Annotated in this window: 24 protein-coding genes and 2 tRNA genes; 8 read left to right on the top strand and 18 right to left on the bottom strand. The window is 71.1% G+C overall.

Annotated elements, in window-relative coordinates:
- Window positions 1-112: 112 nt before the first annotated feature.
- A tRNA-Met gene (locus A37W_RS0105405) sits at window positions 113-189 on the top strand.
- A gap of 67 nt (window positions 190-256) precedes the next feature.
- Here A37W_RS0105405 and A37W_RS0105400 read toward each other — a convergent pair.
- Together A37W_RS0105400 and A37W_RS0105395 are read right to left on the bottom strand one after the other, a co-directional pair.
- On the bottom strand, window positions 257-853 hold the full coding sequence (locus A37W_RS0105400; RefSeq protein WP_018302007.1) for an alpha/beta hydrolase: 597 nt from the start codon (window positions 851-853) through the stop codon (window positions 257-259).
- On the bottom strand, window positions 850-1,776 hold the full coding sequence (locus A37W_RS0105395; RefSeq protein ID WP_018302006.1) for a ring-cleaving dioxygenase: 927 nt from the start codon (window positions 1,774-1,776) through the stop codon (window positions 850-852). The genes A37W_RS0105400 and A37W_RS0105395 overlap by 4 nt, the downstream gene beginning before the upstream one ends.
- 260 nt (window positions 1,777-2,036) lie before the next feature.
- Between A37W_RS0105395 and A37W_RS0105390 the strand changes: the two genes are divergently transcribed.
- Entirely contained in the window at window positions 2,037-2,690 is a 654-nt protein-coding gene (locus A37W_RS0105390) for a peroxiredoxin (protein WP_018302005.1), read from the top strand.
- Window positions 2,691-2,775: 85 nt separating this feature from the next.
- Here A37W_RS0105390 and A37W_RS21030 read toward each other — a convergent pair whose 3' ends face one another.
- The 5 genes from A37W_RS21030 to pnp all read right to left on the bottom strand — a co-directional run bounded on the left by A37W_RS21030 (window position 2,776) and on the right by pnp (window position 8,176).
- Complete coding sequence (locus tag A37W_RS21030; RefSeq protein WP_018302004.1) at window positions 2,776-3,420, bottom strand: class I SAM-dependent methyltransferase; 645 nt, start codon at window positions 3,418-3,420, stop codon at window positions 2,776-2,778.
- A complete protein-coding gene (locus tag A37W_RS23535; RefSeq protein ID WP_018302003.1) occupies window positions 3,417-3,986 on the bottom strand; it encodes a L,D-transpeptidase in 570 nt (189 codons plus the stop codon). Before A37W_RS23535 ends, A37W_RS21030 begins: the two co-directional genes overlap by 4 nt.
- Before the next feature lie 118 nt (window positions 3,987-4,104).
- Entirely contained in the window at window positions 4,105-4,719 is a 615-nt protein-coding gene (locus A37W_RS0105375) for a L,D-transpeptidase (RefSeq protein WP_018302002.1), read from the bottom strand.
- Window positions 4,720-4,843: 124 nt separating this feature from the next.
- Complete coding sequence (locus tag A37W_RS21025; RefSeq protein WP_018302001.1) at window positions 4,844-5,920, bottom strand: Stealth CR1 domain-containing protein; 1,077 nt, start codon at window positions 5,918-5,920, stop codon at window positions 4,844-4,846.
- A 123-nt stretch (window positions 5,921-6,043) separates the two neighbouring features.
- Window positions 6,044-8,176, bottom strand: coding sequence for a polyribonucleotide nucleotidyltransferase (gene pnp / locus A37W_RS0105365; RefSeq protein WP_018302000.1), 2,133 nt, complete (start codon window positions 8,174-8,176; stop codon window positions 6,044-6,046).
- Window positions 8,177-8,413: 237 nt separating this feature from the next.
- On the opposite strand from pnp, the gene A37W_RS0105360 reads away from it, so the two are divergent.
- Window positions 8,414-9,037, top strand: a complete 624-nt coding sequence (locus tag A37W_RS0105360; RefSeq protein WP_018301999.1) for a hypothetical protein — start codon at window positions 8,414-8,416, stop codon at window positions 9,035-9,037.
- Here the strand turns inward: A37W_RS0105360 and A37W_RS21020 are convergent, their stop codons facing one another.
- A complete protein-coding gene (locus tag A37W_RS21020; RefSeq protein WP_018301998.1) occupies window positions 9,038-9,463 on the bottom strand; it encodes a hypothetical protein in 426 nt (141 codons plus the stop codon).
- Between the two features lie 55 nt (window positions 9,464-9,518).
- Window positions 9,519-10,253 (bottom strand): sterol desaturase family protein, encoded by a 735-nt coding sequence (locus tag A37W_RS0105350; RefSeq protein WP_018301997.1) that lies wholly within the window; start codon window positions 10,251-10,253, stop codon window positions 9,519-9,521.
- A 119-nt stretch (window positions 10,254-10,372) separates the two neighbouring features.
- Here A37W_RS0105350 and A37W_RS0105345 point away from each other — a divergent pair, with 119 nt between their 5' ends.
- Window positions 10,373-10,642, top strand: coding sequence for a DksA/TraR family C4-type zinc finger protein (locus tag A37W_RS0105345; RefSeq protein ID WP_018301996.1), 270 nt, complete (start codon window positions 10,373-10,375; stop codon window positions 10,640-10,642).
- Between the two features lie 67 nt (window positions 10,643-10,709).
- Here the strand turns inward: A37W_RS0105345 and rpsO are convergent, their stop codons facing one another.
- The 3 genes from rpsO to truB form a co-directional block, all read right to left on the bottom strand.
- Window positions 10,710-10,979 carry a 30S ribosomal protein S15 gene (rpsO, locus tag A37W_RS0105340; RefSeq protein WP_018301995.1) on the bottom strand — a complete coding sequence of 90 codons (270 nt, stop codon included), beginning with the start codon at window positions 10,977-10,979 and terminating at the stop codon, window positions 10,710-10,712.
- 103 nt (window positions 10,980-11,082) lie between these two features.
- On the bottom strand, window positions 11,083-11,952 hold the full coding sequence (locus A37W_RS0105335; RefSeq protein ID WP_026198312.1) for a calcium-binding protein: 870 nt from the start codon (window positions 11,950-11,952) through the stop codon (window positions 11,083-11,085).
- A gap of 115 nt (window positions 11,953-12,067) precedes the next feature.
- Window positions 12,068-12,988: a tRNA pseudouridine(55) synthase TruB gene (gene truB / locus A37W_RS0105330; protein ID WP_018301993.1), complete on the bottom strand. Its 921-nt coding sequence runs from the start codon at window positions 12,986-12,988 to the stop codon at window positions 12,068-12,070.
- A 218-nt stretch (window positions 12,989-13,206) separates the two neighbouring features.
- Between truB and A37W_RS0105325 the strand changes: the two genes are divergently transcribed.
- Entirely contained in the window at window positions 13,207-13,974 is a 768-nt protein-coding gene (locus A37W_RS0105325; protein WP_026198311.1) for a phytanoyl-CoA dioxygenase family protein, read from the top strand.
- A gap of 119 nt (window positions 13,975-14,093) precedes the next feature.
- On the opposite strand, the gene A37W_RS0105320 is transcribed toward A37W_RS0105325, so the two are convergent.
- From A37W_RS0105320 to A37W_RS21015, 3 genes are all read right to left on the bottom strand, one after another.
- Window positions 14,094-15,218, bottom strand: a complete 1,125-nt coding sequence (locus A37W_RS0105320) for an extracellular catalytic domain type 1 short-chain-length polyhydroxyalkanoate depolymerase (RefSeq protein WP_018301991.1) — start codon at window positions 15,216-15,218, stop codon at window positions 14,094-14,096.
- 208 nt (window positions 15,219-15,426) lie between these two features.
- A tRNA-Ser gene (locus A37W_RS0105315) sits at window positions 15,427-15,516 on the bottom strand.
- Between the two features lie 206 nt (window positions 15,517-15,722).
- Window positions 15,723-16,871 carry a GGDEF domain-containing protein gene (locus tag A37W_RS21015; protein WP_169337569.1) on the bottom strand — a complete coding sequence of 383 codons (1,149 nt, stop codon included), beginning with the start codon at window positions 16,869-16,871 and terminating at the stop codon, window positions 15,723-15,725.
- Window positions 16,872-17,109: 238 nt separating this feature from the next.
- Here A37W_RS21015 and A37W_RS24000 point away from each other — a divergent pair, with 238 nt between their 5' ends.
- The gene (locus A37W_RS24000; protein ID WP_018301989.1) at window positions 17,110-17,370 is read left to right on the top strand and encodes a hypothetical protein; all 261 of its coding nucleotides are present in this window, start codon (window positions 17,110-17,112) and stop codon (window positions 17,368-17,370) included.
- Window positions 17,371-17,432: 62 nt separating this feature from the next.
- Here the strand turns inward: A37W_RS24000 and A37W_RS22720 are convergent, their stop codons facing one another.
- Both A37W_RS22720 and A37W_RS0105295 read right to left on the bottom strand, forming a co-directional pair.
- Entirely contained in the window at window positions 17,433-19,496 is a 2,064-nt protein-coding gene (locus A37W_RS22720) for a putative bifunctional diguanylate cyclase/phosphodiesterase (RefSeq protein ID WP_018301988.1), read from the bottom strand.
- Between the two features lie 7 nt (window positions 19,497-19,503).
- On the bottom strand, window positions 19,504-20,022 hold the full coding sequence (locus A37W_RS0105295) for a hypothetical protein (protein ID WP_018301987.1): 519 nt from the start codon (window positions 20,020-20,022) through the stop codon (window positions 19,504-19,506).
- Between the two features lie 205 nt (window positions 20,023-20,227).
- On the opposite strand from A37W_RS0105295, the gene A37W_RS0105290 reads away from it, so the two are divergent.
- Both A37W_RS0105290 and A37W_RS0105285 read left to right on the top strand, forming a co-directional pair.
- A complete protein-coding gene (locus tag A37W_RS0105290; RefSeq protein ID WP_018301986.1) occupies window positions 20,228-21,463 on the top strand; it encodes a putative DNA modification/repair radical SAM protein in 1,236 nt (411 codons plus the stop codon).
- A complete protein-coding gene (locus tag A37W_RS0105285) occupies window positions 21,463-22,920 on the top strand; it encodes a UdgX family uracil-DNA binding protein (RefSeq protein WP_018301985.1) in 1,458 nt (485 codons plus the stop codon). The genes A37W_RS0105290 and A37W_RS0105285 overlap by 1 nt, the downstream gene beginning before the upstream one ends.
- On the opposite strand, the gene A37W_RS0105280 is transcribed toward A37W_RS0105285, so the two are convergent.
- On the bottom strand, window positions 22,917-23,375 hold the full coding sequence (locus tag A37W_RS0105280; RefSeq protein ID WP_018301984.1) for a GNAT family N-acetyltransferase: 459 nt from the start codon (window positions 23,373-23,375) through the stop codon (window positions 22,917-22,919). The genes A37W_RS0105285 and A37W_RS0105280 overlap by 4 nt on opposite strands.
- Between the last annotated feature and the right edge of the window lie 123 nt (window positions 23,376-23,498).

Raw genomic sequence — 23,498 nt, 5'->3', positions numbered from 1 at the left:
GGAAGTTAAGACCCGTCGCGCTGATGGTACTGCGTCTCAAGACGTGGGAGAGTAAGTCACCGCCAGACCTGATAAGAAACGGCTAACCTCTCTCTTAACGATACCGACTTGGCGCGGGGTGGAGCAGCCCGGTAGCTCGTCAGGCTCATAACCTGAAGGTCGTAGGTTCAAATCCTACCCCCGCAACCAAATCACACACATCAGCAAAAAGCGGCGCCAGTACTTGGCGCCGCTTTTGCGTTTCCACCTTCCGCCCTCAGGCCTCCAGGAAAGCCCGGGCCGCCGCGATCTCGGACGGGACGAGTTCGTGCCCGCCCGGGTGCCAGTGCGCGTCGACGATCGCGCCGCCGGATCGGAGGCGGGCGATGAGGGCGCGCGTCAGACCCGGCGGGCAGATCGGGTCGCGTTCGCCGGCGGTGACGAGGATCCGCCGGCCGGTCAGGCCCGGCGCCGGCGGCGGGTCGAACGGGATCAGCGGGTGGAACAGGATCAGGTCGTCCACCAGCTCGGGCCGGGCGAAGGCGACGGAGGCGAGTATGTTCGCCCCGTTGGAATAGCCGAGGCCGATCACCCGGTCCGCGCCTGCGGCAGCGCGCTCGGCGGCGATGAAGTCGGCCATCGCCTCCGTCCGTCGGCCGAGGTCGTCCATGTCGTAGACGCCCTCTGCGGTTCGGCGGAAGTAGCGCAGGGCGCCGCTCTCGCTGACGTCGCCGCGGGGGGAGACGACATGCGCGCCGGGGCGCAGCTGTCCCGCGAGGCCGTGGAATTGTCGTTCGGTCCCCCCGGTGCCATGGAAGGTGAGGAACAGGGGGGCGCCGGGCGCCCCCCTCGTGCGGGCCGCGTCGTAGGTCACGATAGCGGCTCCAGCTCGCGCTCGAGACGGCTGCGCAGATGCGCGTGCTGGCTCGGCAGTTTCAGCGCCTCCCCCAGGTGCGCCGGATCCTCGTCGCGGGCGAAGCCGGGCTCGTCGGTGGCCACCTCGAACAGCACGCCGCCGGGCGTACGGAAATAGATCGCCCAGAAGTAGTCCCGGTCGATCGGTGGCGTCACCTGGAAGCCGGTATCGGCCAGGGCCTCGCGCACCTCCAGCTGTCGGGCCCGGTTGTCGACGGCAAAGGCGACGTGGTGGACCGATCCGGCGCTTTGTGTGGCGTGCGGCAGATCCGGGCGGACCTCGATGTCCACCACGCCGGCGCCGTTGTGCCGCGGCAGGAAGAAGCGGGTCACGTGGCCCTCGCGCCCGGCCTCCTCGTAGCCCATGAAGCGCAGAAGTTCGCCCTGCGCCCCGACGTCCGCCAGGCGCAGGCCGACGGAGTGGAAGCCGCGGATGGCCATCTCCTCGGGTACGCCGCCTTGGGTCCAGGGGGCGCGATCGTCCTCCGCCTCGACCAGCGCCAGGCGTTCCCCGTCCGGGCCGTCGAAGGCGAGGCGGGCCTCGCCGAACCGGCTCTCGGTCGCGAGATTGGCCACCTGGCGGCCGGCGAGGCGGTCGGACCACGCCGTCAGCGTGCCCGTCGGTACGGCGAAGGCGGTGACGCCTGTCTCGCCGGTGCCGGGCCGGCCGCGGGCCGCGTTGCGGAACGGGAAGTAGGTCATGACGCTGCCGGGTGTGCCGGCGGCGTCGCCGTAATAGAGGTGGTAGACGTCGGGCGCGTCGAAGTTCACCGTCTTCTTGACGCGGCGCAGGCCGAGTGTGTCGGTGAAGAACGCGTTGTTCGCGGACGCCGACGAGGCGAGCGCGGTGACATGGTGAAGGCCGTTGATCTGGGTCAGCATGGTGTGATCCTCCTGCGATGCGCTGAAGATAGGGCGCGGCAGGAACGCGCCGAATAGGCAGCTGCGATCAGGAAGCGTGCTCTGTTGCACATGAAGTAGAGTCGGCGGCGCCGCGTTCCGCACCTCTCCACGCGAGCAGACCGCCTGTTCCCCGGCGGAAGCGTGCGCAGGCCGGATGTCCTGAAATCCGCAGGAGCACTGGCACCGATGGCGGGGGTGCGCCTATATCGGGGCCAAGTCGACACGAAAGGAGGTGCCCCATGGCGCTGCGCATCAACGACGAGATTCCGAACCTCACCGTCACCACCGACCAGGGCAGCTTCGCCCTGCACGACTGGATCGGCGACGGCTGGGCGATCATCTTCAGCCATCCCAAGGACTTCACCCCGGTCTGCACCACCGAGTTCGGCGCCGTGGCGCAGCTCGCGGACGAGTGGGCCAAGCGGAACACCAAGGTTCTCGGCGTATCCGTCGACGGCGTCGACGAGCACGTGAGGTGGAAAGCCGACATCGAGACGGCGGGCGGCGCGAAGGCCGACTTCGCCATCGTCGCCGACAACGGGCTGGAACTGTCCAAGGCGTTCGACATGCTGCCGGCGGAGGCGTACCTGCCCGATGGCCGCACGCCGAACGACACCGCGACGGTCCGCGTCGTCTACATCGTCGGCCCGGACAAGAAGCTGAAGCTGTCGATGACCTATCCGATGACGGTCGGTCGGAACTTCGCCGAGGTGCTGCGGGCGCTGGACGCGCTGCAGCTGACCTCGGGCAAGGGCGTCGCGACCCCGGCGAACTGGCAGGTCGGGCAGGACGTCATCATCCCCGCGACGCTGTCGGACGACGACGCCAAGGCCAAGTTCGGCGACTTCAAGAAGGTGCTGCCGTACCTGCGGACGACGAAGCAGCCGGCCTGAACCAGCCATCCACCCGCCCGGTTCGCCGGGCGGGCAGGGTGGGTGAAACCCACCGTCGGGCCGGTCGCGGTGGGTTTCACCCACCCTACAGGCGCCACACCGTCGCCGTCCGCTCCGGTCCGCGCGGATCGTCGCCCACGTCGCGCACCGGGTACGTCGCCACCGCCGTCAGCGCCTCCCGCGGCAGGGGCGCGCGGCCGGGATCGCCGATCAGCACCTCGGCCCCCGCCAGCTGGCAGCGGCGCAGGTAGGCCAGCGCCCGCATCCCGATCCGCGCGTCGTAGAACAGGTCGCCGACCAGGATCATCTCGGCCTCGCCGGCCGGGCCGCCAAGAAGGTCGCCCACCGTCTCCACCTCGACCGCGTTCAGCCCCGCGTTGAGCCAGATCGCCGTCTCGGCCATCGGATCGAGGTCGGAGGCCGTTACCTCCGCCGCGCCGGCCCGTGCCGCCGCGACCGCGACGAGTCCGGTCCCGGCGCCCAGATCCAGAACCCGTTTTCCGCGGACGATCTCGGGCACCCGCCCCAGATGCTGCGCCAGCGCCAGACCCCCCGGCCAGAGGTGCGCCCAGTAGGGGTAGGGCTGCGCCCGCCCGGTCAGCCGGTCGAGGTCGGACAGGCGCGAGCGGTCGTGCGCGACGAGCAGGCGGAGATCGCCCCGGTGGGGCACCGGCTCGGCCCGGAGGCGGGCCTGCAGGAACGCGGCCCGGTCGCCCGGGCCGAAACTCACCCGACGACGACGCGGGTGCCGATGGGCACGCGGTCGTACAGGTCGATCATGTGCTCGTTGATCATCCGGATGCACCCGGACGAGAAGCTGCGCCCCATCGTCCAGGGCTGCGGCGTGCCGTGGATACGGTACAGCGTGTCGCGGTTGCCCTGATACAGATACAGCGCCCGCGCCCCCAGCGGATTGCGCGGATGCCCGCCCGGAAGGCCCCCGGCGCTCTGTGCGTAGATGTGCGGCTCGGCCCGGATCATCGAGGCGGTGGGGGTCCAGGAGGGCCATTCGGCCTTGCGCCGGATCGTCGCCTGCCCGCGGAAGTTGCGGCCTGCGGCGCCGACGGCGATCTTGTAGCGCCGCGCCGCCTGCGGGCCGGTGATCCAGTACAGCCAGGTGTTCGCCAGGTCGACGTGGATCACGCCCGGCTGCGTCGCGGCGGCCAGCTCGACGTCGGTCGGCAACCATTCGTAGGGAATCTGCACGACCCGCTGCTCGGCGGTCTGCGCCGCGGCGGGCGCAGCGAAGACGGCGGCCGCGGCGCTGGCGAGGAAATGTCGACGGGTGACTGTCATGGGTTCGATGCTCCCTCCTGTCCTGGGCGGGACTCTACCACACGAAGAGGGCCCGGGCGGTTAACACGCCCGAGCCCTCTTCGTCATCGCCGCGGCGGTGTGGCCGTCGGGTCGCGTCTCAGGTGAAGCGGTTGTAGAGAAACACCTGCGAGTCCATCGGCACCCGACGGTAGAGGTCGACGATGTACTCGTTGGTGAGCCGGGCGCAGCCGTTCGACACCGCTGTGCCGATGGTCGACGGCGCGTTGGTGCCGTGAATGCGCAGGTAGCTGTCGACGTTGCCGCGGTACAGGTACAGCGCACGCGCCCCAAGGGGGTTGTCAGGGCCGCCCGGCATGCCGTCGGCGTACTGGGCGTAGTGGTCGGGGTCGCGCTCGATCATCTCGTCGGTGGGGCGCCAGCTGGGCCACTCCTGCTTGGCGCCGACGCGGAACGTCCCGCTCTCGTACAGGCCGCGGCGGCCGATGCCGACGGCGTAGCGGATCGCCTTGCCCGGCTCGGGCAGCGTCCAGTACAGGCGGAAGCGGTTGGGATCGACGTGGATCACGCCCGGCGCGAGACCGGGCTGCACGTCGACCAGCGTCGGCGACAGCGGGTTGCCGTCCATCGGCAGGCCGTAGGGGTTCGCCTCGGGAGCGGGCGCGACGGCGCCGCCCCCCGGCGTGACCTCCAGCTCCAGCGGACCGGCGTCCAAGGCGTCCTGCGCCGCCGCACGGCCGGCGGCGACCGCCATGGCCGAGGTCCAGATGAAATGACGTCGTGTCAGCATACGGTTCGAAGCCCCCGGGCATCATCATGGTGGCGGCAGTCCGGCGGACGCCGCTTTCGGTCTGACATAGGCCGCAACGGCAAGACGATCAATTCCGGGATCCCCTGCCTCTCGGGGGCGTGAGTCCCGGCGCGGGTGGGTGAGGGGGAGCGGCCGGCCATCCCATGGCCCGGCGGATCATGGCGGGCAGGTGCTCGCCCATCGCCGCGGCCAGCGTCGTCGTCACCTCGGCCGCCACCGCGTCCGGCATGACGTCGAGGCTCTGGACGCAGCCGCTGGCTACCTCGCCTCGCGCGACCCGCTGCAAGGCATCCTGCACGTCCTCCCGCCCGGGGGCGAGGTAGGCGAAGTCCGCCGGCCCCGTCACCACGGCCCGCCCCGCCGCGAGGTCCAGGTGGTTCGCGAGCGAGATCGCGTGAAACTGCGCGGCATCCCTGAACCGCGGGGCGATCTGAGCGCGAAGGAGGTCAGGCCGCGCACCCAGCCAGTCGGCCAGCGTCTGGCGGCGGATTGGGTGAGGATGGTGATCGACCCGCAGGTAGCGTCGTCGGTATCGGGCAAGCGCGGCCGCCCTGGCCTGGAAGGCCCTGTAGTTCGGTCGCGGCACCTTCTGACCGGCCAGCCGGCGCAGCGGCCGCGCGGCCAGGCGCAGGCGCTCGGGCAGCGAGGACAGCCATCGCCCCTGCAGGCGCAGCCTCCCGGCCGGATCGAACATATCGGACGGAGTCGTCGGCGCGGCGAGGAAGAAGTCGTCGTTCAGGTACAGGTACGTCGGCGCCAGCCCCTCGATCCGCCAGCACATCGTCTCGATGCTCCGCGAGTTGAAGGTCGGCAGCGCCTCCTCGAAGCCGGCGAAGATCTCGCGGTGATCCACGATGCGGATCCGGTCCGGCGTGCACAGGCCCGCCTCGGTGAAGGCGTCGATCAGGGGCGGCCGCTGCGCGTCGGTGACGATGTGGATGCGCCGCACGAACGGCGCGAATCGAAGGAGGGAGGCGACGGCGACGTAGATCTCGCCCTGCTGCGCGAAGCGTGTGGGGGCGGTGGCGACGTCCCGGCCGGACGGCGACCGCCCCGCCTCCCGCATCGCGCGGGCCAGCCGCGCTCGGTGGGCGGGGTCGCTGCCGTCGACCCACAGGAGCACGGCGTCGATCGAAGAGGTCATCGCGTCCGGTCGTCGTGAAAGCGTCATGAGACTGTTACGCGGCGCGCCCGCCTTCGGAAAGGGACGGTCGAAACGCAAACGGGCCCGCCGAAGCGGGCCCGTTCGATCAGGACAGGGGGCGGATCACTCCGCCGCTTCTTCCTTCTTCATCTCCTCGCCGGTCTCCTGATCGACCATCTTCATCGACAGGCGGACCTTGCCGCGATCGTCGAAGCCGAGCAGCTTGACCCACACTTCCTGGCCCTCCTTGAGGACGTCCGAGGGGTGGTTCAGGCGGCGGTTCTCGATCTGGGAGACGTGCACGAGGCCGTCGCGCTTGCCGAAGAAGTTCACGAACGCGCCGAAGTCGACCAGCTTCACGACCGTGCCCTTGTAGACCTTGCCCTCTTCGGGCTCGGCCACGATCGAGTAGATCATGTCGTAGGCCTTCTGGATCGCCTCGCCGTTCGGGGACGCGATCTTGATGACGCCGTCGTCGTTGATGTCGACCTTGGCACCGGACACTTCCACGATCTCGCGGATGACCTTGCCGCCCGAGCCGATCACTTCGCGGATCTTGTCGGTCGGGATCGTCATCGTCTCGATCCGCGGGGCGTGGACGGAGAACTCGCCGACGCCGGACAGCGCCTTGTTCATCTCGCCGAGGATGTGCAGACGGCCTTCCTTCGCCTGGGCGAGGGCCTGCTTCATGATCGCCGGCGTGATGCCCGCGACCTTGATGTCCATCTGCAGCGAGGTGATCCCCGCCTCGGTGCCCGCGACCTTGAAGTCCATGTCGCCGAGGTGGTCCTCGTCACCGAGGATGTCGGTGAGCACCGCCCACGAGCCGTCCTCTTCCAGCACCAGGCCCATCGCGACGCCCGCGACCGCGGCCTTCAGCGGCACGCCCGCGTCCATCATCGACAGGGACCCGCCGCAGACCGACGCCATCGAGGACGAGCCGTTCGACTCGGTGATCTCGGAGACGAGGCGCAGCGTGTAGGGGAAGTCGGTCGAGGCCGGCAGGACCGCCTGCAGCGCCCGCCAGGCGAGCTTGCCGTGGCCGATCTCGCGACGGCCCGGGGAGCCGACGCGGCCCACTTCGCCGACCGAGTAGGGCGGGAAGTTGTAGTGCAGCAGGAAGTTCGACTTGAACGTGCCGTGCAGCGCATCGATGAACTGCTCGTCGTCGCCGGTGCCGAGCGTGGTCACGACCAGCGCCTGCGTCTCGCCCCGGGTGAACAGGGCCGAGCCGTGGGTCCGCGGCAGGAGGCCGGTCTCGGCCACGATGGGGCGGACCTGGTTGAGCGCGCGGCCGTCGATGCGGCGCTTGTTCTTGACCACGTCGCCGCGCAGGACGGCCGATTCCAGCTTCTTCAGGGCGGTGCCGAGGTTCGGGTCGGCAAGCTCTTCCTCGCTGAGGCCGGCCCGGATCGCCTCCTTGGCGGCCGAGACGGCGGCCACGCGCTCCTGCTTGTCGGAGACGGCGTAGGCGTCGCGCATCTTCTGCTCGCCCAGGCTCTTCACCTTGGCCAGCAGGTCCGAGTAGTCGGCCGGCTGGAAGTCGAAGGGCTCTTTCGCGCAATCCTCGGCGAGGTCGATGATCAGGTCGATCACCGGCTGGATCTGCTCGTGCGCGAAGGTGACTGCGCCCAGCATCTCGTCCTCGGTCAGCTCGTAGGCCTCGGACTCGACCATCATGACCGCGTCCTTGGTCCCCGCCACGACGAGGTCGAGCCGCTGCTCGGGGTTGTTCCGCAGGTCGTGCATGTCGTCGACGGCGGGGTTCAGCTTGTACTCGCCGTTGGCATAGCCGACGCGGCAGCCCGCGATCGGGCCCATGAACGGCACGCCCGAGATCGTCAGCGCGGCCGACGCGGCGATCATCGCGACGATGTCGGGGTCGTTGACGAGGTCGTGGCTGAGGACGGTGCACATCACCAGCACTTCGTTCTTGAAGCCGGGGACGAACAGCGGCCGGATCGGACGGTCGATCAGGCGGGCGGTCAGCGTTTCCTTCTCGGTCGGCCGCGCCTCGCGCTTGAAGAAGCCGCCCGGCACCTTGCCGGCGGCATAGTATTTTTCCTGGTAGTGGACGGTCAGGGGAAAGAAGTCCTGCCCTTCCTTCTGCGTCTTGGCGAAGGTCACGTTCGCCATGACGGTGGTCTCGCCCAGGGTCGCGACGACGGTGCCGTCGGCCTGGCGGGCGACCTTGCCCGATTCCAGCGTGAGGGTTTCATCCCCCCACTGGATGGATTTCTTAACTTCGTTGAACATTCATCATCCTGTCTCGGGAGCGCTCCCGGCCGGATGCCGGGTCTCCCGCATGTGCTGGCGGCCCCATTGCCGCCGACCCCTTCCTCATCCCATGCGCCGGGGTCAGGGCGCCGCGTTCGAGATTGGCGGCATATAGGCGAGATGCCCCCATTTGAAAAGCCGGAACGCGTGCGGGACCCCGCCGCAGGGACGCGCGTTCCCTTGCCATGTCCGCCAGCCGGGACACCTGCCCGGCCGATGATCCAGATGTTGCCGGAGATGACCATGACGCGCCTCCTCGTCCCCTTCGCCCTTCTCGCCGCGCCGGCCATCGCCCAGACCGAGGAGCCGACCGCCTGCATGGACGCCCTGCGCGGCGTGATGCTCGCCGCCGGCGGGCAGAGCGCGGCCGAGGTGGTGTCCTCCTCCTTCTCCGAGGCCGGAACGACCGTCTACCTGCGGGACGGCGGCCAGACCCTGTGGCGCTGCACGGCCGCCGGCGGCACGGTGGAGGAGCTGGCCGTGGTGATGGACGCGGACGAGCGGGACGAGGTGCTGAACGCCCCGCCTGCGGCCGCGCCCGAGAGCGTGGAGTTCGCTGACGGCGAAGCCTCCGCCACGCTCGAGCGCGAGGTGGAGGCCGGAGGCACGATGCAGTTCGCGCTGGCCGCCGACGGTGTGCAGACCCTGTCGGTGGAGGTGGTGTCCGACGCGCCCGGCTACTTCTATGTCCGCGGACCTGTGGACACCGTGATCCACGACCCGGTCGACGTGGGCGACAGTCTGTCGGCCGAGCTGCCGATGGGCGGCGAGTATATCGTCGAACTGGTGAGCGCCGCCGACGCGCCCGCGACCTTCACCGTCACGGTCGCGATCGAGTGATCACTCGGGGGCCACGTCGGCCGCGCTGATCCGCCAGCCCGGATCGGCGCCCGGCACGCCGTTCGCGCGGCGCATGACGAAGGTGCCGGCGAAATGCTGCGCGGTGCCATCCTTCAGCTCTGCCTCGATCCGCACCGGCACGTTGGCGTAGATCGACCCCGCGGCGCCCTCCATCGACAGGAGCGGTCCGGTGAAGACCGCGACCGCGCCGGTCTCGTCGAACCCCTCCGCAAACGCGGCAGCCGTCTGCCCGCTCGCCGCACCGCCGTCGTCCCACATTGCCCAGGCGGCGGCATAGCCGCCCGCGTCGATGGCGGCGAAGTAGTCCTCGACCGCCGTGCGGGCGGTCCAGGCGTCGAGATCGGGATCCTGCGCAAGGGCGGGGGCGGCGAGTAGGGCGAGGCAGAGGGCAAGCGGTCGGATCATGCCGCCTGAACGCGCCGCGGCCCGGGCGGTTGCCGCCGCTGCGGTCACGACCCGGTCATCCCGCCCGCTTCATCCCCGGCTTTTTCATCCCCGGCCGCGGCGGCAGGTTCCACGCCTTGCGCGCCGTCACCAGCCGCAGGTCCTCCGGGTCCATCCCCAGCGACAGGATCGTCTTCCGGTCATAGCGGGCGAGCGCCGTCTCGCGGTCGTGGCCCGTGCCGAACAGCCGGTCGATCCAGCCCATGCCGAAGCTGACATGGAACGTCGCCTCGTGATCCTGCAGGTGGTGCGCCAGGTGATCGCGGGTGATCCGCTGGCCCAGCCAGCCCTTCGGCACGTTCAGGTGCGCGATCGTGTGGCAGAACTCGTAGAACGCGAAGGCCGACACCGAGCCGAGGAACAGCGCCACCCACGCCGCCAGCGCCGCCGGACCGAGGCCGAGGAACGGCCACAGGACCAGCGTGTGCAGCGCCGCCGAACCGAGACCGAACCGCACCGCGAACCAGTGGTCGTCGCCGGTGAAGAACTCCGGGTCGTGCGGGAACTCGTGGTGGCCGATATGAGCGCGGTACAGCACGTTGAACGGGCTCTGCTCGGTCGGCGGCTTCCGGTGGTAGAGGAACCGGTGCATCGCGTATTCGACGAAGAACTGGATCGCCACGCCATAGGCCACCGCCAGCAGCAGCCAGGGCGAGAACCAGACGACGAAGGCGACGAGCGCCGACAGCCAGAACGGGAACAGCCGCTGCAGGCCGCCCATGTGCATCAGGACGCGAAGCGCGGGGATCATGGCCGTCTCCTCCTCGCCCCTCGGTCTGCGCCCTCGCCCGCCCTTCGGTCAACCGGGACGCCGCGTGACTCGCACGGCAGGGGCCGCATGCCTATGTTGCCGGGCAGGAGGTGCCGCACATGGCCGGAGGATGGAGCCGCGACGGCGCGGTGAACGAACAGATCGAGGCGTCGATCTCGGACGAACTCGCCCGGATGCGGGCGACCCGCCGCCCCGAGGGCGAGAGCGCGACCGAATGCGCCGAGTGCGGCGAGGACATCCCCGAGGCGCGCCGTCAGGCGATCCCGGGCGTGAAGCTGTGCGTGGACTGCCAGTCCGGCCGCGACCGCGCCTTCAAGTCGCGCCCGGGCTTCAACCGCCGCGGGTCGAAGGACAGCCAGCTGAAGTGACCCCCGGACGTGGAAAGGGCGCCGCCGGTCTCCCGGCCGCGCCCCTGGAAATCGTCTGTCGCCGAGCTTAGCGGCGCAGGCCGAGACGCTCGATCAGCGACTGGTAGCGGGCCTCGTCGCGGGCCTTGACGTAGTCCAGCAGCTTGCGGCGCTGGGCGACCATCTTCAGCAGGCCGCGGCGACCGTGGTTGTCCTTCTTGTGGGTCTTGAAGTGCTCGGTCAGCGTGGCGATCCGGCTGGACAGGATCGCGACCTGCACCTCGGGAGAGCCGGTGTCGCCCGACTTCGTCCCGTAATCCTTGATGAGCTTCTGCTTCTCTTCGGCGGTGATCGACATCGGGGTCTCCTTCATGGGTGATGGCGCAAGCCGGGATGTCGTCCAGCAGGGCCCGTGGAGGGAAGCGCGGCCTATAGAGGGATTCCGCCCGCGTGTATAGCCCTCAGCGCGGCAGCAGCTGCACCGTACCGAGGTCCAGCTCGGTCACGCCCCGGATCAGCGCGATGGGCTCGCCGTCGGCGGTCAGGCGGACGCCGTCTCCGGCCGGTTCCCACCCCAGCTCCGGCTCGGGGCCGGAGCCGTCGTAGACCAGGACGAGGGCGTCCTCGTCGGGGTCATAATCCTCGACCAGCGTGGCGGAGCCGTCCCCGGTCCCGAGGGCGAGGCCGAACGTGTCGGCGCCGGTCCCGCCGTTCAGCGAGTCGCCCGCCCCGCCGAGAAGGGCGTCGTCCCCCGCGCCGCCGTTCAGGTAGTCCGGCGCCGCCGCGATCTCGCCGCTGACGCCGTCCAGCATGTCGTCGCCGGAGCCCCCGTGCAGCACGTCGCGCCCCGCGCCGCCCGACAGGCTGTCGTCGTCCAGCGAGCCGAGCAGCGAGTCGTCGCCCTCGCCGCCCCACAGCGTGTCGTCGCCGCCGCCGCCGTTCAACTCGTCGTCGCCCGCCTCGCCCGAGAGCAGGTCGTCGCCGATATGGCCGTACAGGCTGTCGTTCCCCGCGCTCCCGCGCACCTCGTCGTCGCCGGGCCCGCCATGCAGGAAGTCGTCGCCGCCCGCGCCGTCGACCGTGTCGTCGCCCTCTTCGCCGTCGAGATAATCCTGCACCTCCGTGCCCAGGACGACATCGTCGCGCGGCCCGGTGAAGCGGATCGTGGGATCGGCGTTCGGGTCGTCGCCGAATTCATCGCCCGCCTCCTCGCCTCCAAGGGGGTCGGTCTCCTCCCGGTCGTCGGCGAGATCGTCCTCGTGCGGCCGGGGGACCGGCAGCAGCACCATCCCGGCGACGGCCATCCCCAGGAGCCCCATCAAAGCCAGCATCCGCGCACACCCGTCCTTGCAGCGCCGACCTGTCCGCCCGGCGCCCGACACCCCATCACCCGCGGTGCAGACTAGCACGCAGAGGCGCGGTTCGGCGGCAAACCGGCCGGAGTGGTTAACCGGGTGTGCCGTCGGCCACGAATACACGCGACGGGTGCAGCTCGCCGCCCATGTAGGTGCCGACCGCGACGGCGCGGCCGTCGTGGCTGGCCCAGCATTCGTCGCCGAACTGCAGGTCCGACGGGGCGATGACGCTGGCCGGGTTGCCGTTGCGCAGCCGACCGACGCTCGCCGCCGGGCAGGTCGCCTCGGGCAGGTCGGCGAGACCCGCCTCGACCGGCCGGAGCAGCCGGTCGAGCGCGGGGTCCTTCGCCCCCGCCTCGATCTCGTCCAGCGTCGCCGCGCCCTCCAGGTCGAACGGCCCCGACCACAGCCGGCGCAGCGCCACGACGTGACCGTGACAGCCGAGCGCGGCGCCGAGATCGCGGGCGATGGCGCGGACGTAGCCGCCCTTGCCGCAGGTCATCTCCAGCTCGGCATGGTCGGCGTCGGGCCGGTCGGTCAGCACCAGCTCCTCCACCCACAGCGGCCGCGCCGCCAGCTCCACCGTCTCGCCCTCGCGGGCGCGCTTGTAGGCGCGTTGGCCGTCGATCTTCACCGCCGAGAAGGCCGGCGGAACCTGGCTGATCTCGCCGACGAAGGCCCCGAGCGCGGCCTTGATCTCCTCGTCGGTGGGCCGCGCGTCGCTGGTCGCCGTCACCTCGCCCTCGGCGTCGTCGGTGTTCGTCGCCTGCCCCAGCCGGACGGTGAAGGCGTAGGCCTTGAGCGAGTCGGTCACATAGGGGACCGTCTTGGTCGCCTCGCCGAGCGCGACCGCCAGCAGACCCGTCGCCTCGGGGTCGAGCGTGCCGGCATGGCCCGCCTTCTTCGCGTCGAAGGCCCACTTCACCTTGTTGACCACCGCGGTCGAGGTCATGCCGCGCGGCTTGTCCACGATCAGCCAGCCCGAGACGTCGCGGCCCTTGCGCCTGCCCATGAGACCTCCAGCAAAAGAAGCGCCGGGAGCTAAACAAAGCGGCGGGGCCGGTCAAGCCGCTGGACATCGCGGGCGGAGAGGTCCTACCGTCGCGCCCATGATGATGCACCACATCCGGATCCGACCCGCCGCCTGACAGGGGCGGCCGGCCCCGCGCCGGCCAGGGATCGGAACGAAGAGGCGCCGTCCGGAGAGGCGCGCCCATGGAGCATATCGCAATGACCACCACACCCAACGGCGGCCCGTCGGCCGCCGACATCAACCGTTTCATCGAGACCGGCGCCCTGAGGGTCGAGAACGCCTTCGACCCCGCCCTCGCGGCGGAAGTGCGCGGGATCGCGCTGCGCGAGGCCGGACCGGCGAACGGCGTCCCCGTCCTGCGCCTCGGGATGCTGACGGCGCCGCCTGCGGTCGCCGCGGCCAACACGCCGCGGCTCCACGCCCATTACGACGCCCTCGCCGGCGCCGGCCGCTGGGTCCGGCCCGGGGCGATGGGGACCTTCGTCCTGCGCTACCCCTCGGACGAGGCGCCCGCCGACACCGGGTGGCACGTCGACGTCAGCTTCGGCGACAGCCCGGACTTCATGGACTGGCGGGCCAACGTGACGAGCCGGGGGCGGCTTCTGCTGATGCTGTTCCTGTTCTCCGACGTGGGAGAGGAGGGCGGGCCGACCCGGATCCGCCTCGGCTCGCATCGGCAGATCGCGCGCGAGCTGCTGCCCTTCGGCGAGGCGGGGATGTCGTTGCGCGACCTCGCGGCGGACGGTTTCGCCTCGACCGCCGACTGCTCTCGGGCGCTGGCCACGGGTCCTGCGGGGACGGTCTGGCTGTGCCACCCGTTCCTCGTCCATGCAGGACAGCCGAACCGCGGGACCGGCGTGCGCGTGCTGGCGCAACCGCCGCTGCTGCCCGTCGCACCCTTCGACCCGGCCCTGCCGCCCAGCCCGGTCCAACGGGCGATCCGCCGCGCCTGCGGCCTGCCGTAGACGCGTCAGGGGCGCCGGCTGCGGCGCCGGAGCACGTGGCACCCTCCCGCAGCGTCCGTGCCGGGCGCTGCGGGCGGCGGGTATGCGACGTCGCTGCCAGATCGCCCGCGAGCCCGCGCTCAGTCGCCGGCTCGAGCCCGGGCCTGCGCGAGGAAGAAGCGGATCATCTCGACCGAGGCGTCCGGGCCCTTGGGGTCCGTGTAGCTGCCCGTCGTGGCGCCGCCGGACCAGGCGTGGCCGGCTCCGTCGATCTCCCACAGCTCGACGGCACTGCCGGCGGCGTTGCGGCCGGTGGTCACGCGGGCGGAGCGGGCGGCGCCGGAATGGGCGCAGGTGCGGGTGTCGCTGAGCGGTCCCGTGACGCGCTGGGCGTTCACCGGAGCGACGGTCTGATCCGACAGGCCCTGGAACACGATGCAGGGCAGCGTCAGCGCGCGGGCGCCGGGGGCGGCGTCTCCGCGCATCGCGCCGAAGGCGGACATCACGTCCCGGGCGGAGCAGGGCGCGAGGCCGGAATGCACGCCGACCGCGCCGAAGAGGTCGGGGTGCGTCTGGCCGAGGATCGCGGCCATCGCGCCGCCGGCGGAAAGGCCGGCTGCGAACACCCGGCCGTCCGGGATCCCGGTGTCGCGGGCCACGGAGCGGGCGAGATCGGCGAGCAGCGCCGGCTCTCCGCCGGTGGCGGCCTGATCCTCGCCCCGGAACCAGTTCCAGCAGAGCGACGCGTTGTCGCCGCGCCCCTGCTCGGGCCAGATCACGACGAAACCCGCCGTCTCCGCGGCGGCGTTCATCGCGGTGCCGCGGGCGAAGTCCTCGGCGCTCTGGGTGCAGCCGTGCAGCATGACGAGGGCGCCCGTTACGGGGCCGGAAGGCGTGTAGAGGAGGTAGTCGCGCGCGCCGTGGACGCACGTATGCCGCCGCCGCTCGAACCGGGCGCCCGGAGGGGCGGCGAGGCCGGGGCCCCCGCCGGCCCTGCGGGCGCGCGCCGGACGGCCGGTCGCGGGGCTCACCTTCGGGGGGGTCACCTCGAGGATCTCGGCATCCTCCACCGGGCCGCCGGGCGCGGCTGCGGCCGGCCGGCGCGGTGCGCCCTTCGGTGCGGCAAGCGGCTCGACCGACGGCTCCGCCCGGACGTCAGACCGCGAGCGCCGCAGCGAGTCCTGGATCAGCTTCGTCGCGCCTGCGGGGTCTCCGGCGCGCGTCATCTGAAGCGAGCGCCGCATCGTCTCCCTGAAGTCATCCATCTCGGTCGCCTTTCGGGCAGGGGGCCGACGCCCCGGACAGGTCCGGCCGCCGTCGCGGCCGCAGGACCGGCATCGCCGGTCCTCTGTAAAGAGATGGGGCCATGCTGCACCGCAGCAATAGGCGGCGGAGGTTTATTCGCCCGCCGTCTCTCGCGGTCAGCCAGCCGCAACGACCGGGCGGGCCCGGCATGGACGATCTCATGATGGGTGGCGGAGACGATGGGATTCGAACCCACGAGACGGTTTCCCGCCTACTCCCTTAGCAGGGGAGCGCCTTCGACCACTCGGCCACGTCTCCGTCGACCCGTTTAGCGACCGGTCCCGAGAGGAACAAGGCGAAAGTCCGGTTTGGCGAGCGGTGAGTGAGCCGGACCAACGAGATGCGAGCGTGGCAGGGTTCGACCGGAACGAGGGGCCGACGGGTTCACGGAGGCTGACGGGTCGGCCTCCTCCTTGGTCGGGTGGCCGATCAGCGGCGGACGGAAGGGCCCGGAGTCCGCGATGTCAGGCGCCGCCGGCCAGTCCGGTCCGTGGTTGGAGCAGGAGGCTCGCCTCCGGCTGCGCTGGGGGTTCGACGGGCGAGAGGACGTCGGCTACCGTCCTGTTCCGGCCGCCGCGCTTGGCGGCGTAGAGGGCGCGGTCGCTCCGGGTCAGCGCCTCGGACAGGAGGGGGACGCCGCCGTCGAAGTGCACCACGCCGATGCTCGTCGTTACCTGGAGGCGCGGGCAGTCCGGGAGGGTCATGCCCTCGATCGAGAGCCGCACCCTCTCGGCGATGCGGTACGCGGCGGCCGCACCGACCGCAGGAAGCAGTATGGCGAATTCCTCGCCTCCGATCCGCACCACGCTGTCCTCGGCCCGGCAGACGTCCTGGGCTGCCGCGACGGCGCCCTTCAGAACTTCGTCGCCGATCGCGTGGCCGTGGGTGTCGTTGACGGCCTTGAAGTGGTCGAGGTCCATGAGGAGGAGGGCGCCGCCCCTCTCCTCCATCCGCGGCATCAGATCCTCGTAGCGCCGCGCCAGCCCCCGGCGGTTCAGCGCGCCGGTGAGGGGATCGGTCATCGTCTGGCGCGTCAGCCGGCGCTCGTGGCGCGCCAGGGCGCGCTCCCGTTCGATCATCGCGCCGAAGATCAGCGCGCCGAGGATGTTGAAGGCCACGAGGATCGGCACGAAGTTCTGCAGCGCGCTGTTCCGCTGCTCGGCGGGGAGGAGAAGGACGGTCGCCAGCGACAGCGACACGGTGAGCCCCATCGCGGAGAAGCGCGCCCAGTTCGGGGCGGATCGCAGGAGCCGGCCCTGGTTCCAGACCAGCCCGACGCCGGCGGCGAGCATCATCGAGGCGATGCCGAGCGCGGCGCCGCTTCCGCCGATCGCCAGTCGCGTCGTGCAGGCCACAAGCAGCGACGCCGCCGCGCCGACCGGCCCGACGAAGGCGCCGGAGAAGGCGACGAAGAGGTTGCGGCTGTCGACGATGACACCGGGGCCCACGACCACGGTGTTGAACATCATCAGCGACGCGCCGACCCCGAACACGAGGCCGATGAGGAGGTGGCGGACGTACCGGTCCCAGCCGCGCCGCTGGACGATGGCGTAGGACCCGGTGGCGAGCGCCATCATCCCGAGTCCGTTGACGAAATTCAGAAGAAGATCCACGGCACCACCACCCACACCGATCAATACTCGAAGACGCAAGGTTTTGTTTACCCTGAGATGTGGTGAGTTCGTGGCAGGAGCGCGACCGACCGGAGGCGCGGGGGCGTCCTTCCCCGCCGGCAGGCTGGCATCGACTGCGCCGGCGTTGCGCTTGCGGCACGGTTCCCGCTCTGTGTGTGGCTCGCGGATCGAACCGCCGGGCGCGGGCGTTGCAGGCCCGTTTATCGGAGGTCGCGGAATGGAGACGACGGAACGGCAGCAGGTCGAGACACTGGCCGCTGATCTGCGGGCGAGCATCAGGGCTCTCGCGGCCCACGAAGGGACGGGCGAGGCGAGCCGCCTCGCCGTCACGGCATATCTGACGCTGCACCTCCTTCTGGACGAGCGGGACACGGCCTGGAACTCGGCGATCGAGGCGGCCACTTCGGAGGTCGAACGGCTGGACGTGGGCCGGACCGGGGCCGACGTCGCCGCTGTTCTTCGCGGCATGAGGATCTAGTTTCCCGGCAGCGCCGGGCTGTCGGACGGGCCTGTCCACTCACGGCTCGCAGGACGGGGCCGTCAGGCGCTGGCCCGTCCAAGCGTCGCTGTCGTCGGGTCCGCGGCGGCCCCTTGCTCGGCTCTCCACGACGAGCCGTCTGCCGGGTCGGGCCATGGATCGGCCGCCGGCCGCGGGCGGCCGAAGCGGAAACCCTGGCCGATGGCGCAGCCGAGGGTGGCGGCGATGCGGGCCTGCGCTGCCGTCTCCACCCCTTCCGCAACCACGTCGAGGCCGAGGGAGCGGGCGATCTCGACCACCGCAGCGACGATCCGGCGGGCCGATTCCGCCTCGGTGAGGTCGGTCAGGAAGCTCTTGTCGAGCTTCACCTCGTCGGCCGGCAGGGTGCGCAGATAGGCGAGGGACGAATAGCCCGTTCCGAAGTCGTCGAGCGAGATCCGGCAGCCGAGCGCCCGCAGCGCCGTCAGCAGGCGCATCGCCGTTGCCCAGTCGTGAACCGCCGCGCTTTCCGTCAGCTCCAGCGTCAGCAGCGGCGCCGGCAGACCCGAGGCGGCGAGCGCGGCCTCGACCTCGGCGACAAGGCCGGGTTGGCCGAGGCGCTGGGGCGAGAGGTTCACGCTGACGCCGAGGGCCGTGCCGTGCCGGCGGTTCCAGTCTGCCATCGCACGGGCCGCTTCCCGCAGCATGAAGCTGTCGAGACCCGCGATCTGGCCGTTCTCCTCGGCCAGCGAGACGAATTCCTCGGGAAGGACCAGCGTGCCCTGGTGCCGCCAGCGGGCGAGCGCCTCGAAACCGGCCAGCGCGCCGGTCGCCAGCGTGACCTTGGGCATGAACCAGACTTCCAGCTCGCCGGTGGCGGCGGCGCGGCCGAGCGCCTCCAGCCGCTCGCGGCGGCGGGCGAAGGCGCGGGCGATCTCTGGATCGAACAGCCGCAGGGCGCCCGCTCCGTCGTCGTCGCGGGCCCGGGCCAGTGCGAACTGCGCGGCGCGGACCATCGTGTCGGGCCCGGCGGCCGCCAGCCGGGCCACCTGTGCCGCCTCGGCGATGCCGATGGAGGCGCAGGCGCGGATCGAGGCGTTCGCCGCCGGGACGGGTCGGTCGATGGCGGCGCCGATCCTGCGCCCGAGCGAGGCGAGGCCGGCCGCGCCGGTCGCGGGTAGGATCGCCGCGAACTCGTCGCCGCCGATCCGCGCGATGAACAGCCCCTCGCGCGCCGCCAGCCTCGCCAGAGCCTGGCCGACATGGCGCAGCACATCGTCCCCGGCGGCCTGGCCGTGCCCGTCGTTGATGGCGCGAAAGCCGTCGAGGTCGATGCAGGCGAGCGCGACCGGCGCTGCGCCGGGGCGGGGCGGGAAGACGGTCCCGGCCATCTCGGCAAAGCTGGTGCGGTTGGGCAGGCCGGTCAGCGTGTCGTGGTAGGCGATGTGCCACGCGCGGCGCTCGGCTTCGTTCCGGGTCCGGCGGATCAGCACCTCACGGCGCAGAAGAAGGATCAGGCCGCCGCCCGCCGCAACGATCAGCCCGAGGAAACCGGCGTGGATCCGGGTCAGCCGCTCCATCGAGCCGAGCGCCGCGCGCAACGCCGTGGTCTGCGCGGCGTGCAGTTCCTCCAGCCAGCGGGTGATCGCTGACCGGGCCGACACGAGCGTCCCGTCCGCCGCCGTCTGAAGCGGCGGCAGGCTGTCGTCCGCCGTCGCCATCGCGGCATCGACCTCGTCCACGATGTCGGACAGCCACGCGATGGCCATTGCGCCGCCACCGGTCGGGTCGCCCCGGGCCGCGATCATCTGCAGGTTCACGTTGCGGACGTACAGCATGTCGAGGGCTCCCCCGATCGCGGCCCTCTCGGACGGGGCCAGTCGCCCGTCCTCGCCCGCGGCAGCGATGAGTTGGGCGAGGCGCTGCATGTCGGCGAGGCTGACCGCGGCCTCGCGGACGCCCGGCCCGCGGAACATCGCCTCCGCCTCTGCGACACGGCTGGCGGCGTTCCGGATCTGGATCACACTCGACGCGGCGAGGGCGACCAGAAGCGACAGCATCAGCGCCGTCCCCCGCGGCGTCGCGAGCGCATCCAGCAGAGCGTCGAGATCGAAGAACCGTCGGACCCGGTTGCGCCGCGGAGTCATCGGCCGCTCAGGGTCCGGGGCGAATCTCGGCCGCCATCCAGACGAGATGGTTCAGCTGGACCGGCCGATCGGGGCCGACCCGGTCGGCGGGCGCGACGAAGTAGATCGGGCCCCGCTCACGCCGGCCGATGGAGTGACCGTCGGCCCGCGTGGCGACGAGAAGGGCACCCGTGACCTGCGGGTCGGGTGGGATCCGCGTGACGTAGTCGTTCTCGGCGATCACCTCGACGCCCACGCCGGCGAGACCGTGTCGGGCGAGAAGGTCGGCCAGCAGGACACCCTCGAACCTCACTTCGTCCTCCCAGGGGGTGGCGGTCGTCAATGCCCATGTGCCCACCTCTTCGAGCTGTTCGGGCGTGTAGACCGTGGCGGTCCCGTCCGGTGCAACGACACGGAGCGTCGCCTCCGCATGTTCGATCGGCGGAAGGTCCACCCGCCGGAACGGCCCCTCTTCCTGAGCCAGCGCAGGCCATGCGCCGAAAATGACCGCCGCCGCGATCAGCGCCGCGGCCCGGAAGCTACACATCGGCCGACCTCCTTCGCGCCCCGATGGGCCGAAGCATTAGGGCAGGAACCTTTCACCCCCGTTAAGGCCAGAACCGATCGGCCGGGATGGTGCCCGCGAGGCGGCCGGCGGCGCACCAGTCGCGCTCCGCTCCGCTCGCGGCATTCCGCCGCTGCGCGCCCGAGGGCGCTTGCCGGGAACATTAGGCGAACATAAGTATATCCCGATGTCGCGCCTCTCGCTCCAGGACAAGCTCGCGATCCTGTCGGACGCCGCCCGCTACGACGCCTCCTGCGCGTCCAGCGGCACCACCCGGCGCGATTCGAAGGACGGCAAGGGCCTCGGCTCGACCGAGGGGTCGGGAATCTGCCACGCCTACGCGCCCGACGGCCGCTGCATCAGTCTCCTCAAGATCCTGATGACGAACTTCTGCATCTACGACTGCGCCTACTGCGTGAACCGGGTATCCTCCAACACCCGCCGCGCCCGGTTCAGCGTGGAGGAGGTCGTGACGCTGACGCTGGAATTCTACCGGCGCAACTACATCGAGGGCCTGTTCCTTTCCTCCGGCATCATCCGCTCGCCCGACGAGACGATGGGCGACATGGTCCGCATCGCCCGGACCCTTCGGGAGGAGCATCACTTCCGCGGCTACATCCACCTCAAGACGATCCCCGACGCCGATCCCAAGCTGATCGAGGAGGCGGGCCTTCTCGCCGACCGCATCTCGATCAATGTCGAGATGCCGACGGACCACGCGGTGAAGGCGTACGCGCCCGAGAAGGACCCCGACCAGATCCGCGGCGCGATGCGGGACACGCGCCAGCGTCTGGACGCCGCGAAGGAGCGCAGCTTCCGCGGCAAGCGCCCCGCGAAGTTCGCCCCCGCGGGGCAGTCGACGCAGATGATCGTCGGCGCCGACGGCTCCACCGACGCGACGATCCTGACGCATTCGACGCGCCTCTACTCCGACTACCGCCTGCGCCGCGTCTACTACTCCGCCTTCTCGCCGATCCCCAATGCCACCGCCAAGCTGCCGCTCATCAAGCCGCCGCTCCAGCGCGAGCATCGTCTGTACCAGGCCGACTGGCTGATGCGGTTCTACGGCTTCGAGGCGGGCGAGATCACCGCGGCGCGTCCGGACGGCAACCTCGACCTCGACCTCGACCCCAAGCTCGCCTGGGCCATCGCGCACCGCGACAGCTTCCCCGTCGACGTGAACCGCGCCGACCGCGAGGCGCTGCTCCGCGTCCCCGGCCTCGGCACCAAGACGGTCGGCCGCATCCTGACCAGCCGCCGCCACCGCACGCTGCGCTGGGACGACCTCGCCCGCATGGGCGCCAACCTCAAGGCGGCGCGGCCGTTCCTCACCGCCCTCGACTGGCGGCCCCGTGCGCTGACCGATGCCGCGGATCTGCGCGCCCGCTTCGCGCCGCCGCCGGAACAGCTGACCCTGATCTGATGCGCGCCGTGCCGCTTCCCCGCATCGGCACCGACCGGGCGTGGCGCGACGCCGCCCGCGGCCTGCTGGCGGCCCGCGTTCCGCCCGAGGACGTGCTGTGGGAACACGGCGAGGCCGCGCCCTCCCTGTTCGAGGGCGACGCGCCCCCGCCGCCGCCCGCGACCGGCGACATCAAGGTCCCGAAGGCCTTCGTCGGGATGGCGGGCAAGGTGGTCTGGCACCGCGACCCGCAGCGCTTCGCCCGCCTCTACGCCCTGCTGTGGCGCCTTCGGCGCGAACGCCGGCTGATGGAAGATCGCGGCGACGCCGACCTCGCTTACCTGCGGCAGATGGAAAAGCACGTCATGCGCTGCCGCCACAAGATGACGGCCTTCGTCCGCTTCCGCGAGATCGGCGACCGCACCGCGCCCCGCCGCTCCTTCGCCGCCTGGTTCGAGCCGACGCACCGCACGATGGAACTGACGGCGCCGTTCTTCGTCCGCAGATTCGGCGACATGGACTGGCTGATCGCGACGCCCGATGTCTCCGCCCGGTTCGAGGGCGGCACCCTCACGCTGCACGACGATCTGCCCCGGCCGGACCTGCCCGAGGACGCGAACGAGGAGCTCTGGCGCACCTACTTCTGCAACATCTTCAACCCGGCCCGGGTGAAGATCCACGCGATGACGTCGGAGATGCCGAAGAAGTACTGGAAGAACCTGCCAGAGGCGCAGGCGATTCCCGGCCTCCTCGCCGACGCCGAGGCGCGGGTCCGCGAGATGGCCGAGGCCGCGCCGACCCTGCCGCCGCTTTTCGCAGAGCGGATCGCCGCCCGCGCCTCCGCCTCCCCGGAACGCCCCGCCGCGCCCCGCGTTGCCGCCCCGATGAGCTGGGACGACCTCAAGACACGGGCCGACGAGGAGAGTCGCGACCAGCGCGAGGGCTACGGCCGCGTCGTGCTGGGCGAGGGTCCGCCGGACGCCGACCTGATGATCGTGGGCGAACAGCCGGGCGACATCGAGGATCAGGAGGGCCGTCCCTTCGTCGGCCCCGCCGGCCAGCTCTTCGACCGCATCGCGCAGGACGCCGGCATCGAGCGCCGCCGCGCCTACGTCACCAACGCCGTGAAGCGGTTCAAATTCCAGATGCGCGGCAAGCGCCGGATGCACCAGACGCCGAACGGCGGCGACATCGAACATGCCCGCTGGTGGATCGAGAAGGAGCTGGAGCTGGTGCAGCCGAAGCTGATCCTCGGCATGGGCGGCACCGCGGCCGAGACGCTGACCGGCACCCGCGCCGGCATCCTCAAGCGCCGCGGCACGGTGGAGGAGACGCGCTACGGCCCGGTCTTTCTCACGGTGCACCCCAGCTACATCCTGCGCCTGCCCGACGCCGACGCGAAGGCGGCCGAGGAAGAGCGCTACCGCCGCGATCTCGCCGCCGCTCAGGCGGTACTGGAAGAGATGCGGGCGGCCTAGTCCAGGTCCCGACGCATCGTCGCCATGTTGCCCTGCACGCCCAGCTCCTCGTACCCGGAGGAGCGGTAGAGGGCGAGCGCCGGCTCGTTGTCCAGCTCGACCTTCAGCGTGATCGACATCGCGCCGAGCGCCCGCGCCGCCTCCTCCGCCATTCCGGCAAGCTGCGTCCCCGCGCCGCCGCGGGCTGCTTCCTCCACGAAGACGTAGGTGAGGTGCCGCACCTCCGGCCCCACGCCCACCCGCAATGCGAAGAAGCCCACCTCGCGGCCGGTCTCGTCCAGCACGTAGTAGGATTCGTCGTCCAGCTCGTGCAGCCAGCGCTCCTGCCATTCCAGCGGATCGAACGGATGCTTGGCGTTCGGGTTGACCAGCGCGAGGTCGGCCTCGTCGGCCAGCAGCCGCGCCAGCGGGGCGAGATCGCGCTCGCGATTGTGCCTGAGGGCGAGGTCGGCCATCGGGGCCTCCTTCGGATACGGGACAAGGGCCGTACCTGCCACGGCAGCGGACCGGACTTCAACCGCGGCGGCCCGGAGCGCCCGGTGAAAACCCGTCGCGGGCTCCGACCCGGGACCTCGCGC

It is taken from the genome of Wenxinia marina DSM 24838 (genome assembly GCF_000379485.1).
Taxonomy (GTDB): Bacteria; Pseudomonadota; Alphaproteobacteria; order Rhodobacterales; family Rhodobacteraceae; genus Wenxinia; species Wenxinia marina.
Note: the sequence above shows the minus strand (reverse complement) of the source record. Positions and strands in the feature narration are given on the sequence as shown.